Annotated in this window: 15 protein-coding genes; 13 read left to right on the top strand and 2 right to left on the bottom strand. The window is 56.5% G+C overall.

Annotated elements, in window-relative coordinates; translation table 11 throughout:
- The first annotated feature begins 25 nt into the window (after positions 1-25).
- Genes SAMA_RS17615 through SAMA_RS17665 form a run of 11 tightly spaced genes read left to right on the top strand, consistent with a single transcriptional unit; the run spans position 26 to position 11,636 of the window.
- A complete protein-coding gene (locus tag SAMA_RS17615) occupies positions 26-1,582 on the top strand; it encodes an HAL/PAL/TAL family ammonia-lyase (RefSeq protein WP_011761492.1) in 1,557 nt (518 codons plus the stop codon).
- Positions 1,579-2,010 carry an acyl-CoA thioesterase gene (locus SAMA_RS17620; RefSeq protein WP_011761493.1) on the top strand — a complete coding sequence of 144 codons (432 nt, stop codon included), beginning with the start codon at positions 1,579-1,581 and terminating at the stop codon, positions 2,008-2,010. Before SAMA_RS17615 ends, SAMA_RS17620 begins: the two co-directional genes overlap by 4 nt.
- 54 nt (positions 2,011-2,064) lie before the next feature.
- A complete protein-coding gene (locus SAMA_RS17625; protein ID WP_011761494.1) occupies positions 2,065-2,796 on the top strand; it encodes an outer membrane lipoprotein carrier protein LolA in 732 nt (243 codons plus the stop codon).
- 5 nt (positions 2,797-2,801) lie between these two features.
- Positions 2,802-5,201: an MMPL family transporter gene (locus tag SAMA_RS17630; RefSeq protein ID WP_011761495.1), complete on the top strand. Its 2,400-nt coding sequence runs from the start codon at positions 2,802-2,804 to the stop codon at positions 5,199-5,201.
- Positions 5,202-6,476, top strand: a complete 1,275-nt coding sequence (locus SAMA_RS17635) for an NAD(P)/FAD-dependent oxidoreductase (protein ID WP_011761496.1) — start codon at positions 5,202-5,204, stop codon at positions 6,474-6,476.
- On the top strand, positions 6,476-7,144 hold the full coding sequence (locus tag SAMA_RS17640) for a DUF3261 domain-containing protein (RefSeq protein WP_011761497.1): 669 nt from the start codon (positions 6,476-6,478) through the stop codon (positions 7,142-7,144). Before SAMA_RS17635 ends, SAMA_RS17640 begins: the two co-directional genes overlap by 1 nt.
- Positions 7,145-7,189: 45 nt before the next feature.
- Positions 7,190-8,395: a beta-ketoacyl-[acyl-carrier-protein] synthase family protein gene (locus SAMA_RS17645; protein WP_011761498.1), complete on the top strand. Its 1,206-nt coding sequence runs from the start codon at positions 7,190-7,192 to the stop codon at positions 8,393-8,395.
- The gene (locus SAMA_RS17650) at positions 8,388-8,891 is read left to right on the top strand and encodes an ApeP family dehydratase (protein WP_011761499.1); all 504 of its coding nucleotides are present in this window, start codon (positions 8,388-8,390) and stop codon (positions 8,889-8,891) included. The genes SAMA_RS17645 and SAMA_RS17650 overlap by 8 nt, the downstream gene beginning before the upstream one ends.
- 15 nt (positions 8,892-8,906) lie before the next feature.
- Complete coding sequence (locus tag SAMA_RS17655; RefSeq protein ID WP_011761500.1) at positions 8,907-9,632, top strand: 3-ketoacyl-ACP reductase FabG2; 726 nt, start codon at positions 8,907-8,909, stop codon at positions 9,630-9,632.
- Positions 9,629-10,861 (top strand): beta-ketoacyl-ACP synthase, encoded by a 1,233-nt coding sequence (locus SAMA_RS17660; protein WP_011761501.1) that lies wholly within the window; start codon positions 9,629-9,631, stop codon positions 10,859-10,861. The genes SAMA_RS17655 and SAMA_RS17660 overlap by 4 nt, the downstream gene beginning before the upstream one ends.
- 34 nt (positions 10,862-10,895) lie before the next feature.
- Entirely contained in the window at positions 10,896-11,636 is a 741-nt protein-coding gene (locus tag SAMA_RS17665; protein ID WP_011761502.1) for a hypothetical protein, read from the top strand.
- Positions 11,637-11,642: 6 nt separating this feature from the next.
- On the opposite strand, the gene SAMA_RS17670 is transcribed toward SAMA_RS17665, so the two are convergent.
- Positions 11,643-12,773: an HD domain-containing phosphohydrolase gene (locus SAMA_RS17670; RefSeq protein WP_011761503.1), complete on the bottom strand. Its 1,131-nt coding sequence runs from the start codon at positions 12,771-12,773 to the stop codon at positions 11,643-11,645.
- A 162-nt stretch (positions 12,774-12,935) separates the two neighbouring features.
- Between SAMA_RS17670 and SAMA_RS17675 the strand changes: the two genes are divergently transcribed.
- Both SAMA_RS17675 and SAMA_RS17680 read left to right on the top strand, forming a co-directional pair.
- Entirely contained in the window at positions 12,936-13,253 is a 318-nt protein-coding gene (locus SAMA_RS17675; protein WP_011761504.1) for a rhodanese-like domain-containing protein, read from the top strand.
- Between the two features lie 3 nt (positions 13,254-13,256).
- On the top strand, positions 13,257-13,463 hold the full coding sequence (locus tag SAMA_RS17680; protein WP_041409947.1) for a hypothetical protein: 207 nt from the start codon (positions 13,257-13,259) through the stop codon (positions 13,461-13,463).
- On the opposite strand, the gene SAMA_RS17685 is transcribed toward SAMA_RS17680, so the two are convergent.
- Positions 13,460-14,050 carry an FMN-dependent NADH-azoreductase gene (locus SAMA_RS17685; RefSeq protein WP_011761505.1) on the bottom strand — a complete coding sequence of 197 codons (591 nt, stop codon included), beginning with the start codon at positions 14,048-14,050 and terminating at the stop codon, positions 13,460-13,462. The genes SAMA_RS17680 and SAMA_RS17685 overlap by 4 nt on opposite strands.
- Positions 14,051-14,176 lie beyond the last annotated feature (126 nt).

The following is a 14,176-nucleotide window of genomic DNA, read 5'->3' on the forward strand; positions in this document are numbered from 1 at the left end:
GGGCAGACGCCACAGGAACGGTAAAATGACTAACCAATCAACTGAAATGAAAGAGACTGTTAAGTTTGGCTACGGCGCACTGACCATAGAGCAGGTAGTCGCCATCGCCAAAGGCGCCAGGGTTGAACTCAGACGCGACCAGGAATACGTGGAATACATCCAGCGCGGCGCCCGCTTTATCGACAGTCTGCTGGCCGAAGAAGGCGTAGTGTACGGCGTAACCACAGGTTACGGCGACTCCTGCACTGTGACAGTAGGGCTGGATCTGGTGCACGAACTGCCGCTGCACCTGTCGCGCTTCCACGGCTGTGGCATGGGCCGCGAGCTTACGCCAATGCAGTCCCGCGCCGTCATGGCCTGCCGCTTGAACTCTCTGGCCATCGGCAAGTCCGGGGTCAGCTTCGAATTGCTCGAGCGCATCGAAACCCTGATTAATGAAGACATCTGCCCGGTTATCCCGGAAGAAGGCTCGGTGGGCGCCAGCGGCGATTTGACTCCGCTGTCTTATCTGGCCGGCGTGCTGATAGGCGAGCGTGACGTGTTTTATCGCGGCGGCCGCCTGCCCAGCAGTGAAGTGTTCCAGAAGCTGAATATCACCCCGCTGAAGCTGCGCCCGAAAGAGGGTCTGGCACTGATGAACGGCACAGCGGTGATGACGGCACTGGCTTGTCTTGCATATGACAGAGCAGACTACCTGACCCGTCTGTCCTCACGCATCACCGCCATGGCATCCTTGACCCTCAAAGGCAACTCCAACCATTTCGACGACATCCTGTTTGCCGCCAAGCCCCACCCGGGTCAGAGTCGGGTAGCCAGCTGGATCCGTGATGACCTCAATCACCACGAGCATCCCCGCAACTCTGACCGCTTGCAGGATAGATATTCCATCCGCTGCGCGCCCCATATCATAGGCGTGCTGGCCGATGCCCAGCCAATGTTGCGCCAGTTTATTGAGAACGAACTTAACAGCGCCAACGACAACCCGATTGTGGATGGCGAGGGCGAGCACATCCTCCACGGTGGCCACTTCTACGGCGGCCATATCGCCTTTGCCATGGACAGCCTCAAGAATCTGGTGGCCAACATCAGCGACCTGATTGACCGCCAGATGGCGCTGGTGATGGATCCCAAGTTTAACAATGGCTTGCCAGCGAATCTCTCCGGCGCCGAAGGTGCCCGTCGCCCCATCAATCACGGCTTCAAGGCGGTGCAGATTGGCGTATCGGCTTGGACCGCCGAAGCGCTCAAACTCACTATGCCTGCCAGCGTGTTTTCCCGTTCTACCGAGTGCCACAACCAGGACAAGGTCAGCATGGGCACCATTGCCGCCCGTGACTGTTTGCGGGTGCTGGAGCTGACTGAGCAGGTGGCTGCCGCTGCGCTGCTGGCGATGACCCAGGGTATGCGCCTGCGCATCCGTCAGGGCGAGCTGTGTGAGTCGTCACTAACCGCTTCGGTTGCCAAAACCCTGGCCCAGGTCAGCGAGGCTTGCCCGCTGGTGACAGAAGACAGGCCACTCGAAGCCACGCTGCGCCAGACGCTGGCACGCATTCAGGCCGGTGAGTGGGAGGTGTGTCGATGAAATCTCTGCTTCACGCCGAGACAGAAATCATCATTCCCTTCCACGATGTGGATCCGATGCAGATCACCTGGCACGGTAACTACCTGCGTTACTTCGAGATTGTTCGCTGTGAGCTTTTGGACAAACTCGACTACAACTACCGCCAGATGCAGGAGTCCGGCTTTGCCTGGCCGATAGTGGATGTGCAGATCAAGTATGTTCGCAGCAGCACCTTCGGTCAGAAAATTCGAGTCAGTGCCGATCTGGTGGAGTGGGAAAATCGCCTGAAAATCAATTATCAGGTTCGGGATGCCGAAAGTGGCGAGCGACTCACCAAGGGGTACACCATTCAGGCCGCCGTGGACATGAGTAATAACGAACTCTGCTTTGTCACGCCCGAGGTATTTCAGGCCAAAATTCGCCCGCTGCTGGGCGAAGCGGACGCCTGAGCTTTGGCTGAAAATAGCCGCAATGTTGAACCCCTAGCATATAAAGAGGTAACTATGGGGCTGATTGTTAAGTTTTGCGTTGGAATACTGGCATCTATGCTGGTCTGGCTGCCAGCGCAGGCAGATGAAGCCCTAAGCCAGAAGAGTATGACCCAGAACGCCGACGTCAATCTCGGGGCGCTCAGCACTGCCCTTAAGCCACAGGGAGCGGTGCGCGGCGAGTTTGAACAGACCCGCACCCTCAAGGCGTTAAAGCGACCTCTGGTCAGCCGTGGCAGCTTTGTGTTCTCACCCGACCAAGGCCTGATGTGGGCACAAAACCAGCCCTTTGAAAACTTACTGATTTTAAGCGAAACGCGCATGTTGAGCCGCGACAGCGAAGGCCTGTGGCAACAAACCGAGGTCAATGCCAAAGCGGGCCCAGCTACCTTAATGCCCATGCTGGTGAAGGCCATGATGGGCGGCGATATGGCTACGCTGGAGCGACATTTCTCACTGGCATTAAGCAGTCAGGAGAATCACTGGCAACTGACCCTCGCCCCAAAAGATGAGGATATCAAGGCACTGTTTGCCGCTATCGAGCTTGAAGGCAGTTTTATCGGCGATGCAGGCACCACGCAGCAAACAGGCACCCAGACCAGAACAGACAAGGCCAGTACAAACAGGCTGAAACTTATCAGCCCCAATGGCGATGTGAGCGATATCCGCTTCAGCAACCAGCAAAGCGGGCCGCTGTCGGAGCAAGAACTGCAGGCCTTTATCCCGCAAATTGAGTCGGGGCAATAAGTTAGATGGCGCTTGGGGGAAGCAAAATCACAGATAAGCCACAGACTGCAAGCCGCGCAGGGCTCAGGCTGGCCCTATGGCTGCTCTTGCTCGCCGCAGCCCTCGTTTTCGGCATTAAGACTCTCAAGCACCGCGATGTGGTTGAAACCGACATTCTGGCCATGCTGCCCCACTTGCAGCAGGATGCCCTCACCAGCCGCGCGCTGGACAGTCTCGAAAGTCGTCTGGCTAACGAAAGCTATCTGGTGCTGACGGGGAAAGACAAGGCCGCAACCATCGAAGCCGCCAAGGGCATGATGGCCGAACTTGCCAGTTCCCCCGCATTCGTATCGGTTCGCAGCGGCAGCGAACTCGATCCCAAAGAGATTTACCGGCTCTACTTTCCGGCCCGCTTCAACCTGCTGACCGAATCACAACGCTCACTGCTGGAAAACGGCAAACTCGATGTACTCATCAAGCAAGCGAAAATTGCCCTCTACAGCGCTTTTGGTTTTGCCAACAGTGAACTTATCAGCGAAGACCCCTTGTTACTGTTTCCGGCGCTGATGCAAAGCTTTGGCAAAGGCCACCGCCTCGGTGAGGAAGGTGGCATCTTGCTTGGCAACTCAGATGGCCAAACCGCCGCAATCATCATGGCCAAGGGCAAAGACAGCGTATTCAGCCCCAAGGCGCAGGAAGCCCAAATCAGTGCCATCAATGCCGCCTTCACCAAGGTAAACCTGGGCAAGCAACTGAGCCTGCTAAAGGCCGGTGCCCTGTTTCATGCACTTGAGGCCACTCAAAGCGCCAAGGCAGAAGTATCACTGATTGGCTCACTGTCGCTTGCGGGCGTGGTAGTGCTGGTGCTTTTGAGCTTCCGTTCGCTGATGCCGCTTTTGATGGCAAGCCTTACCCTCGCCAGTGCTATGGTGAGCGCCAGCCTGTTCACCATCCTCATTTTCGGCAAGTTACACCTGCTCACTCTGGTGTTTGGCACTTCTCTGATTGGCATTGCCATCGACTACAGTTTCCATTTTTATGCCGAGCGCAGTGGCCGTGATGAGAGCGCCAGCCAAACACTGAGCCGCATCTTGCCCGCACTGACGCTGGCCCTTGCTACCAGCGTGCTCGCCTATCTGGCGCTGGGCTTCACTCCCTTCCCGGGGATGCAGCAGGTAGCGGCCTTTTGTGGCGGCGGCCTGATTGGCGCATACCTCACGCTGTATCTTGCTTACCCCATGCTGGCAGACAGCCGCATTCAGGCCGCAAGCGCGGCCATCACCCTGGCCAGCCGCTTTCTTACCCCGTTCGAAGCCGCAGGCTCCAAAGCCTTGGTGATTGGCAGCCTGACAGTGCTCTTGGTGTGCATCCCTGGACTTGGCCAACTGGACAGCCGCGACGATATCCGCAGCCTGCAACAGGGCTCGGCAGCACTGATGGCTGAAGAAGCTAACGTGAGAACCTTGCTCTCGGGTGGGGTGGATAATCAGTTTCTGCTGGTACGGGCAGAGTCGATGCAGACGCTGCTCGCAAGACTCGAAGCCCTTGCGCCTGTACTCGCAAAAGCCGAAAAAGACCAACTGCTGCAAAGCCATGTGAACTTTGCCGATTACCTGCCATCCCAGGCGCGGCAGATGGCCGACCATAACCTGCAACAGCAAATCTATGGTCATGAACTGGGTGAAATACTCGCCCGCTTGGGGCTGGAGCCTGAACTCGAACCTGATCTCAGAGCCAAATACCAGGCCGGTGCACAAACGCCCATCGAAGCGGATGCCTTTTTTGACACCCGGCTTGGGGCAAACCTCAAGCCACTGCTGCTTGAGCCCACGGCTAACGAGGCCAACCATCCAGAATCAACTGCCCGGGAATGGGGCGCCATGGTGCTGCTTGGTGGCATTCAGAACTTACCGGCACTTAACCAAGCGGTAGCGACTTTGCCGGGGGTAACTCTGGTGGATAAGGTGGGCGACATCTCCAAACTGATGGGAGAGTACCGCCACACCACCCTGTGGCTGCTGGTGCTGGCGCTGCTTATTGCCTTTGGAGTCTTTGCCCTGCGTCACCCATGGAAACTTGCCGCCGCCATGGTGGCAGTACCGGCGCTGGCGGCACTGCTCAGCTTGTCACTGCTGGGGCTGCTGGGGTCGCCACTGACTTTATTCCATGCGCTGGCGCTGCTTTTGGTATTCGGCATTGGCGTTGATTACAGCCTGTTTTTCGCCAAGGATGAAAACCGGGAGCATGGCCACAGAGTTATGCTGGCTGTGCTGCTGTCAGCCAGCTCCACCACCCTCGCCTTTGGTCTGCTGGCGCTCAGTAACACCCCGGCAATACACTATTTTGGCCTCACGCTGGCCCTCGGGATTGGCTTTACCCTGCTGCTCTCGCCCCTTATTCACACTTTCAAAAGGAAACTGAAGTAGATGCACTCTGGAAATAGCAAGCCCAACGATATGGCGGTGGATGTGGTGATTATAGGGGCTGGTCCCTCCGGCGCTATAGCCGCCAGCCTGCTGCACAGGGCGGGTAAACGGGTGCTGGTGCTGGAACGTCAGCACTTCCCGCGCTTTTCCATCGGCGAAAGCCTGCTGCCCTGCTGCATGAACTTTATCGAAGAAGCGGGCATGTTGGAGGCGGTCAACGCCGCCGGTTTCCAATTCAAAAATGGCGCTGCGTTCCGTCGCAACGGCGCCTACACCACCTTTGACTTCACCGATAAGTTTACTCCAGGCCATGGCACCACCTTCCAGGTGCAGCGCGGCAGCTTCGACAAGTTGCTGGCCGACACCGCAGAGGCCCAGGGCGTGGAGATCCGTTACGGCCATACGGTTCAGAGCATAGACATCAGCGCCAAGCCCGGCCTCGTTGTCAGCACTGAAGCAGGCGACAGCTATCGGGTGGAAGCCGAATTTATGCTGGATGCCAGTGGTTTTGGCCGGGTGCTGCCACGGCTTTTGGATCTGGAGCGCCCCTCCAACCTGCCGTCACGGATGGCGATTTTTACCCACGTTGAAGACAGGATCAGCGATGCCAATTTCGACCGTAATAAGATTCTGATAAGCGTGCATCCGGAACATCAGGACATCTGGTACTGGCTTATTCCCTTCAGCAACGGCCGCTGCTCTCTGGGTGTGGTGGCAGAGCCTCATCTGCTGGAACGCCTCGATGGCAGCCTGGAAGACAAGCTGATGCAGGTGGTGCTCGAAGAGCCGGGCCTTAAAGAGCTCCTCAAAGATGCCGTAGTTGTGCAGCAGTGCGCCGAACTTAAAGGCTATTCGGCCAATGTAAGTCAGCTCGCCAGCAACAAGTTCGCTCTCTTGGGTAACGCTGGTGAGTTCCTCGACCCGGTGTTCTCCTCCGGGGTGACCATTGCCATGCAGTCCGCCTCACTCGCCGCCCGCACCTTGCTCAAGCAACTGAATGGCGGACAGGTCGACTGGGACAGCGAATATGCCAAGCCGCTGATGACAGGCGTGAACTGTTTCCGCACCTATGTGCAGGCTTGGTACGAAGGCACTTTCCAGGAAGTGATCTTCTTTGATGATCCCAACCCCACCATCAAGCAAATGATTTGCTCCATCCTCGCCGGATACGCATGGGATACGGAAAACCCCTTCGTGAAAGAATCGCAAAGACGGCTGAATATGGTGGTAGAATTGTGCCGCGAAGCCAGGGCTGAGGCTCAAGGGAAGGCATAATGAAATTACGACTGCTGCTGACATTTTTAGTGCTTTTGGCCGCCACAGGCTGCACCCAGCTATTGCTGCGCCAAACCTGTCTCGGCCTGTCCACCAACGTCAATTACTGTCTGGCGCCCCTCCCCGTGCAGGCCAGGGAACTCAGGGAAAAGCCAAATGCCCCAAAGCCGCAACGGGCTCCCAAGGCACCCGCAGCAACGCCAGCGCCAACAACGAAGAGTCAGAGTCAGAGTCAAAGCCAGACCCAGAAAGTCAGCATAGAAATTAATGGCAAACGCCACGAACTCTTAAGCCAGCTCGAACTCGATGGCCATCGCCTGTCGGTCGTAGGTCTGGCCCCCATGGGGCAACCGCTGTTTGACGTAAGCTTTGATGGCAACCAATTGATAAGTGAGCAGAGTGTGCTGCTTGGTGACAATTTCCGCGCCGAGTACCTGATTGCCCTGCTGCAACTTATTTATTGGCCCGAGCCAGCGCTCAATGCCGCCCTGTCGGGTGGGCTGGTGAGCGAACAAGCCTGTCCTCAGCGTCGATGCCGGGTACTGACATCACCGGAAGATGGCGGCATAGTGCACATCAGTTACAGTCATCAGGAACCCTGGCTCGCCACAGTAATACTGGAAATGCCTTCAGCCGGGATGAAGCTGAAAATTACGCCGCTTGCTTGACCAGGACAGGGGCATTTTCAGCTGTAAAGTTTAGGAAGAAACACAGTGACCCAGATAGCCATCACAGACACAGGTTTATGCACTCCCATTGGGATGAGTGCAGCCGAGATCCTGCCTCGCCTCCTCGCGGGAGACACCAGTGGTATGGTGCTGCGTGCCGATCTGCTGGCAACTGGCCCCACCCTGGTGGGCGAAGTGGCGCAAGACTTACCACAACTGCCCGACGCCATGGCGCAGTTTGACTGTCGCAACAACCAATTGCTGCTGGCTGCTGCCATACAAATCGCCCCCACGGTTGTCCAGGCTATCGCCAGTTTTGGCAAAGATCGCATCGGCGTTGTGCTCGGCACCTCCACCTCCGGCATTGCCAAGGGCGAAGAAGCCCTGGCCTACCGGGCCGAGCACGGTAAATTCCCCGCCGATTATCATTACTTCCAGCAGGAGCTTGGCAGCACCAGCGACTTTTTACGTCAGTACTTTGAACTCGATGGTCCCTGCTACACACTCTCTACCGCCTGCTCATCCAGCGCCAAGGTATTTGCCAGCGCCAAGCGATTACTCAATGCCAATTTGTGCGACATGGTGATTGTGGGCGGCGTCGACAGCCTATGTCGCCTTACGGTCAATGGCTTCGATGCGCTGGAGTCGGTGTCCAAAGGCCACTGCAATCCCTTCAGCGCCAATCGCGATGGCATCAACATTGGTGAGGGCGCAGCGCTCTTTACCCTGGTGCGCGGCGACGGCCCAGTGCTGCTCAGTGGCTGCGGCGAGTCCGGCGATGCCCACCATATCTCGGCGCCGCACCCCGAAGGACGCGGCGCTATCGACGCCATGGGCGCAGCGCTCAAAGACGCAGGCCTAAAGCCCGCCGACATCGATTACATTAACCTGCACGGCACCGCCACGCCGAAAAACGATGCCATGGAGAGCCGCGCGGTTTGTGCCGTATTTGAAGGCCATTTGCCTCCCTGCAGTTCCACCAAGCCGCTCACCGGCCACGCCCTCGGTGCCGCAGGTGCTATCGAAGCCGCCTTTTGTGTATTGCTGCTGAGCGAAGGCAATCGCGCTCTGCCGCCTCAGGTGTGGGATGGCATCGCCGACACCAACGACCCGCAATTACCTCTGGTTCCCATGCCGCATACGCAAGATCCCGGCAACGGTCACGATATCCGTCATGTGATGAGCAATTCTTTCGCCTTTGGCGGCAGTAACGCCAGTTTGATTTTCAGCCGTGGAGGCCAGCATGACTGACAAACTCTGGGATGGCGCGCCGCTTTCCAGCATTGACGTTGAAACCTTTTTGCCCCATCGCCGCCCCATGGTGCTGATTGACGAGGTGCTGGAGCACGGCCATGACAGCCTGCTCACCGCCACCCATATCAGCGACGCGAGTCCCTATTTTGATGAGGCGCTGGGCGGCGTGCCCAATTACGTGGGCATTGAGTACATGGCGCAAAGCATTGCAGCGCTCGCCGGGGTCGAAGCCACACTGCGCGGCGAGCCGATTCAGGTTGGATTTTTGCTGGGGTCGCGCAAGCTCTCCATGCCGCTTGCGGTGTTTGCCAGGGGCGAAACCTACACCACTGAAGTGAAACGCCTCTATCAGGAAGACACTGGCCTTGCGGTATTCGACTGCCGCATTTTCCACGGCGCCACCCAAGTTGCCGAGGCCAACGTCAACGTGTTCCAGCCTCAGGACACAGACGCCTATATTCGTGAGAGCCAAGGCTCATCTACCCGTATCTAGCACAGGAGCATAATAATGACTAAAAGAGTCCTGGTGACAGGTTCCAGCCGCGGCATTGGCAAAGCCATTGCCCTGCGCCTTGCATCTCAAGGCTATGATGTTGCAGTGCATTACCACTCAAACCTCACTGCTGCCGAAGCCACTGCCAGCGAAATTGCCGACCTCGGCGTGAAGGTGAGCCTGCTGAAATTTGATGTGGCCGACCGCGCTGCGGTGCGTGCCGCCATCGAGGCCGATATCGAGGCCAACGGCGCTTACTACGGCGTGGTGCTCAATGCCGGCATCAACCGCGACACCGCCTTCCCGGCCATGACCGATGATGATTGGGACAGCGTAATTCACACCAACCTCGACGGCTTTTACAACGTGGTGCAGCCCACTGTGATGCCGATGATCCAAAGCCGCAAGGGCGGACGCATCATCACGCTGGCATCGGTATCCGGCATTGCCGGTAACCGTGGTCAGGTAAACTACAGCGCCTCCAAGGCCGGGCTTATCGGCGCCACCAAGGCGCTGTCGCTGGAGCTGGCCAAGCGCAAGATCACCGTTAACTGCATCGCCCCCGGCCTGATTGAAACCGACATGGTGAGCGAATTCCCCAGCGAAATGGTCGACCAGCTGGTGCCGATGCGCCGCATGGGCAAGCCGGAAGAAATCGCTGCACTGGCGGGCTTTTTGATGTCCGATGATGCCGCCTACATTACCCGTCAGGTGATTTCGGTGAACGGAGGCATGCTGTGAGCCGCCGGGTTGTGGTCACAGGCTTTGGCGGCATCAGCAGCCTTGGCCATGACTGGTCATCGATTGCGGCCAGCCTTAAGGCCATGCAAAACAAAGTGGTACGCATGGACGAGTGGGACAGGTTCGATAATCTCAATACCCGCCTGGCGGCGCCCGTGACCGACTTTGAAGTACCAGCCCACTATTCGCGCAAGAAAATTCGCTCCATGGGACGGGTATCTTTGATGGCAACCCGCGCCAGTGAGCTGGCGCTGGAAGATGCAGGCCTGCTTGACAGCGACTTTCTGACCTCAGGGGACGTGGGCATAGCCTACGGCTCGTCTACCGGCAGCACAGATCCCCTGATTGGCTTCGGCCGCATGCTGGATACAGGCGATATGTCCGGCATCGATGCCACCAGCTATATCCGCATGATGGCACACACCACGGCGGTGAACGTAGGCGTGTATTTCGGTCTTCAGGGCCGCATTCATACCACTTCCAGCGCCTGCACCTCTGGCAGCCAGGGCATAGGTTACGCCTATGAAGCCATCAAGTACGGTATGCAAACCGCCATGTTGGCCGGTGGCGGCGAAGAGCTGTGTCCCAGCGAAGCCGTGGTGTTCGATACCCTGTTTGCCACCAGCACCAAAAACGATATGCCCGCGAGCACACCACGGCCGTTTGACAAGAATCGTGATGGTCTGGTGATAGGTGAAGGTGCCTGTACTCTCGTGCTGGAAGAAATGGAGCACGCCATGGCCCGCGGTGCCCATATTTATGCCGAGCTGGTTGGCTTTGGTACCAACAGCGACGGTCAGCATGTGACCCAGCCCAACGTAACCACCATGGAAGGGGCTATCCGTCTGGCACTGAAAGATGCCGCACTTACCGCCGATGCCATCGGCTATGTCAATGCCCACGGCACCGCCACTGACAGAGGCGATGTGGCCGAAACCCGTGCCACCGCCGCCGTGTTCGGCAGCCGTATGCCCATTTCGTCGCTGAAGAGTTATACCGGCCACACCCTGGGTGCCTGCGGCGCGCTGGAAGCCTGGTGCAGCATCATGATGATGAACGAGGGTTGGTTTGCGCCGACCATCAACCTGAACGATATCGACCCCGACTGCGGCGAGCTCGACTATATCCGCGGCGAACTGCGCGAGCTTGAAACGGATTATGTGATGAGCAATAACTTCGCCTTCGGCGGCATCAACACCTCGCTGATTTTTAAACGCTGGCGGGCATAGCGCAGCCAACTCCAACAGGACGACAGGAGAACACATGAAGAAAATTGCACTGATGTTATTACTCAGCATGGCTTGGTTACCGCAGGCCATGGCGGCCAAGGAATACACCAAGGCGGAATACATCGAGATCTTCAAAGGAAATAATGAGGTAGCCCAGCACAGAGCCATCGAGACTCTGGTGCTCACAGGCCTCAGCGATCCCGAGATTTTTGACCAAGTCGAGCAGCGACTCATTGAAAGCCTGCCCTATGCCACCGACAGGGATGGTGTGGATGAAAGCGCCTGGCTGATGAAAGCCCTCAGTTACTCAGGCAATCCCAAGTACGCTGCAACCCTTAAGAATATTGAGCAAGGTGACCATCACCGCAAAGTGCGTGGCTATGCCAAAAAGTCACTGGAGGAGTTACAGCGGTTTGAAATCTGGAATCCTGTGATCACCAACGCTGCCACCTTCACCGAAGGACAGAGCCAACGCACCAATATGCTGGCCAATGGCCTCAAGAGTGACGATTTAGGGCTAATGGCCAGATCGGTGCGTTACATGGCCAATCAGCGCAATTCCGAGCCATTTTTGATGGACATTATTGCCGCAGAACTGGAAACCCCACGCCTGCTGACTCAGGACAATGAATCCCAGGATGTATACGCCTGGTATGCCAAGGTGCTGGCGAGCAGTGGTGACGAAAAATACAAACCCCTGCTGCAAAAGCTGACCCTCAGCCCTTTCAAAAAAGTCGCCAAGCACACCAAAAAAGCGCTGGCACAATATTACTGAACGCTGTCATGGCGCGTCGCGCAGGCGCGCCATGATGTCTTCTATTTCCTGGCGTGATGCCTTCAGCGCCGCCACACAGCGTCCCTCCAATTTACCTGCTGCCACCATGCGCTCCAGCTCATCAAAGCACGCCGCCAGTGGCCAGGCGGCTTTATAGGGGCGTTGGCAACTTAAGGCATCAAAGATATCGGCCACTGTGACGATTCTGGCTTCAATGGGTATCGCGTTGCTCTTTAACCCTCGGGGATAACCGCTGCCATCCAGATACTCGTGATGACACGCCACAATATTCAGCATGATCTGCGAATCGGGTACCTCACTTAAGCCAAAGTCACCCAAAATCTTGTGGATGATCTTTTCGCCCTTTTCTACGTGGGTTTGCATCAGGGCTCGCTCATCAGCATCCAGGGTTCCGGCTTTAAGAAGTACACGGTCCGGGATCCCAATTTTGCCCACATCATGGAGCGGAGCAAACAGCGCAATATGCTCAATTTGCTCATCACTGAGCCCTTCTTCATCCGCTATAAATCTGGCAATCAACCTGGAATAAGCAGCCATTCTGTCTAAATGCGAACCGGTTTCGAAGTCACGTAAATCGGCAAAGTCGCGGGCCACCAGAGCCGATGCCTGAATGATACGCACCGCGTTGAGCTCGCTGCTCAGGGTCATATTGACCAGATTGGCATATAACAACATGTCCCGCTGTTTCCGGGTATCAAAGGCGCCCAGCCGGGAAGAATCAAAAAACAGAAATCCAATAAAATGGCCATTGTCGTACAAAGGGATCGTAAAAGAGGATTGGTATCCCTGCTGCAATAGCCACACCGAGTGAGGATTGTCTGGTGCTACCGTCGCGTGAATATTGTGGATCACCCGACACTCGGCAGCGCTGGCCAATTCACTTAAAGACAGGCTGTCTTTCAGACGATATTGGTAGCCGTGAATGGCTTCGCCTCTGCGGGTACTGTTGATAAAGGTCTTCAGCAAATCGGTATTGGGATCGTAGAGTGCGCAGGCTATACGGTCGACCTCTGGGTACGCCTCCAGCAGGCGGTCGTGGATGCGGGCGAGGCGGTCACTGGCACTACTTCCCTGTTGCCACCAAATGGCAGGAATAGCCATGGCAGAATTGAACATATACCAATCCCTGTAGAGAACGAACTCACAGAATAACTATAGGACGCAGTCCATAGGACGGGCCTGTTCAATGCCAAAAAAGAGCGCTCTGTCACGATAATTGCATTTCTCAATTCATCAGATTACTCTTTATGAACTTTTTCTAATTGAAATGAGGTTAGCATGCTGCACTCTATGCTCGCCAGATTATCCGGCAGCGCTCAGCCCGCCGAATGCTGGCAACTGGTGAAACATGGCGCCACCCTGGTGGATGTCAGAAGTCCGGCGGAATTTGCCCAGGGCCATCTGCCCCAGGCACTCAACATCCCCCTGGATACGCTGGAACACTGGCAATCGGCTCAGGCCGATAAGGCCGTGCCGCTGGTGCTCTATTGCGGCGCCGGTATTCGCGCCCAAAAAGGATGCGACATCCTCAGAGCCAAGGGGTTCAGCTCTGTGATCAATGGCGGCGCCATCAAGGATTTACTGGCGGGCGCTTAAGCCATGACAACACAGACGCCCAAAACTCCAATTCCCGGGTTTGCCTTCAGCACGGGGCGCAACGCCTCAAGAAAGGTACGTTACGTGGAGTACAGTCAGACTGAGCAGGGTTGTGCCATGTGCCGCCCCATGCTGGCCGACGGCGATAAAAAAATGCCCCTCAAACAGGAGGGGCAAAAACAGGATGATGAGAAGGAAAGTCGGGATTAACCCACCAGCGCCAGCTGGTCACGGGCATCCTTGATGCCACGCTCTGCCGCTTCCGGCCCCATGCTCAGGGCTTCGGCGTACACGGTATCCACATCAGTGATACCGATAAATCCGAGTACGGTTTTCAGATAAGGCACCACATGGTCACTGCCTGAGCCCTTGTGTACTCCGCCGCGGGTCGTGATCAGCATGGCCTGCTTGCCCTGGATAAGTCCCTGTGGACCTTCGGCTGTGTAGGTAAAGGTCACGCCGGCACGGGCCACCAGATCTATCCAGTTTTTCAGCTGAGTGGGGATACTGAAGTTGTACATGGGGGCCGCTACCACCAGTTGATCGTGCACTTTGAGCTCGGCAATCAAGGCATCGGACAGTGCCAATGCTTCTTGCTGACGGGGACTTAAACTCTCGCCACCACGCAGACCCGACGCAATTTCACCGTCAAGCACCGGCAATGGCTCGGCAGCCAAATCGCGCACTGTCACTGTATCGCCACTCGCGCGGCGCGCAGCAACCCATTCATCAATCAAGCGGCCAGACTGGGAAAAATCACCAAGAATGCTGGACTTGAGCACTAATACCTTTGACATAAGACCTCCAAGAAACTGTGAATATCCCCACTGGGGTAACTTGATGGTTGCAGTGTATTAGCCCACAAAATTGAAAAAAAGCAGATTAAATCAGATATTCCATTCTAAAAAATAGAAAAGCCAGTC

This window comes from Shewanella amazonensis SB2B (assembly GCF_000015245.1).
Lineage (GTDB): Bacteria > Pseudomonadota > Gammaproteobacteria > Enterobacterales > Shewanellaceae > Shewanella > Shewanella amazonensis.

Excerpts from the sequence above, each read along its gene's own strand:
- SAMA_RS17615 (WP_011761492.1), top strand. The coding sequence starts at position 26 with ATGACTAACCAATCAACTGAAATGAAAGAGACTGTTAAGTTTGGCTAC.
- SAMA_RS17620 (WP_011761493.1), top strand. The coding sequence starts at position 1,579 with ATGAAATCTCTGCTTCACGCCGAGACAGAAATCATCATTCCCTTCCAC.
- SAMA_RS17625 (WP_011761494.1), top strand. The coding sequence starts at position 2,065 with ATGGGGCTGATTGTTAAGTTTTGCGTTGGAATACTGGCATCTATGCTG.
- SAMA_RS17630 (WP_011761495.1), top strand. The coding sequence starts at position 2,802 with ATGGCGCTTGGGGGAAGCAAAATCACAGATAAGCCACAGACTGCAAGC.
- SAMA_RS17635 (WP_011761496.1), top strand. The coding sequence starts at position 5,202 with ATGCACTCTGGAAATAGCAAGCCCAACGATATGGCGGTGGATGTGGTG.
- SAMA_RS17640 (WP_011761497.1), top strand. The coding sequence starts at position 6,476 with ATGAAATTACGACTGCTGCTGACATTTTTAGTGCTTTTGGCCGCCACA.
- SAMA_RS17650 (WP_011761499.1), top strand. The coding sequence starts at position 8,388 with ATGACTGACAAACTCTGGGATGGCGCGCCGCTTTCCAGCATTGACGTT.
- SAMA_RS17655 (WP_011761500.1), top strand. The coding sequence starts at position 8,907 with ATGACTAAAAGAGTCCTGGTGACAGGTTCCAGCCGCGGCATTGGCAAA.
- SAMA_RS17665 (WP_011761502.1), top strand. The coding sequence starts at position 10,896 with ATGAAGAAAATTGCACTGATGTTATTACTCAGCATGGCTTGGTTACCG.
- SAMA_RS17670 (WP_011761503.1), bottom strand. The coding sequence starts at position 12,773 with ATGTTCAATTCTGCCATGGCTATTCCTGCCATTTGGTGGCAACAGGGA.
- SAMA_RS17675 (WP_011761504.1), top strand. The coding sequence starts at position 12,936 with ATGCTGCACTCTATGCTCGCCAGATTATCCGGCAGCGCTCAGCCCGCC.
- SAMA_RS17680 (WP_041409947.1), top strand. The coding sequence starts at position 13,257 with ATGACAACACAGACGCCCAAAACTCCAATTCCCGGGTTTGCCTTCAGC.
- SAMA_RS17685 (WP_011761505.1), bottom strand. The coding sequence starts at position 14,050 with ATGTCAAAGGTATTAGTGCTCAAGTCCAGCATTCTTGGTGATTTTTCC.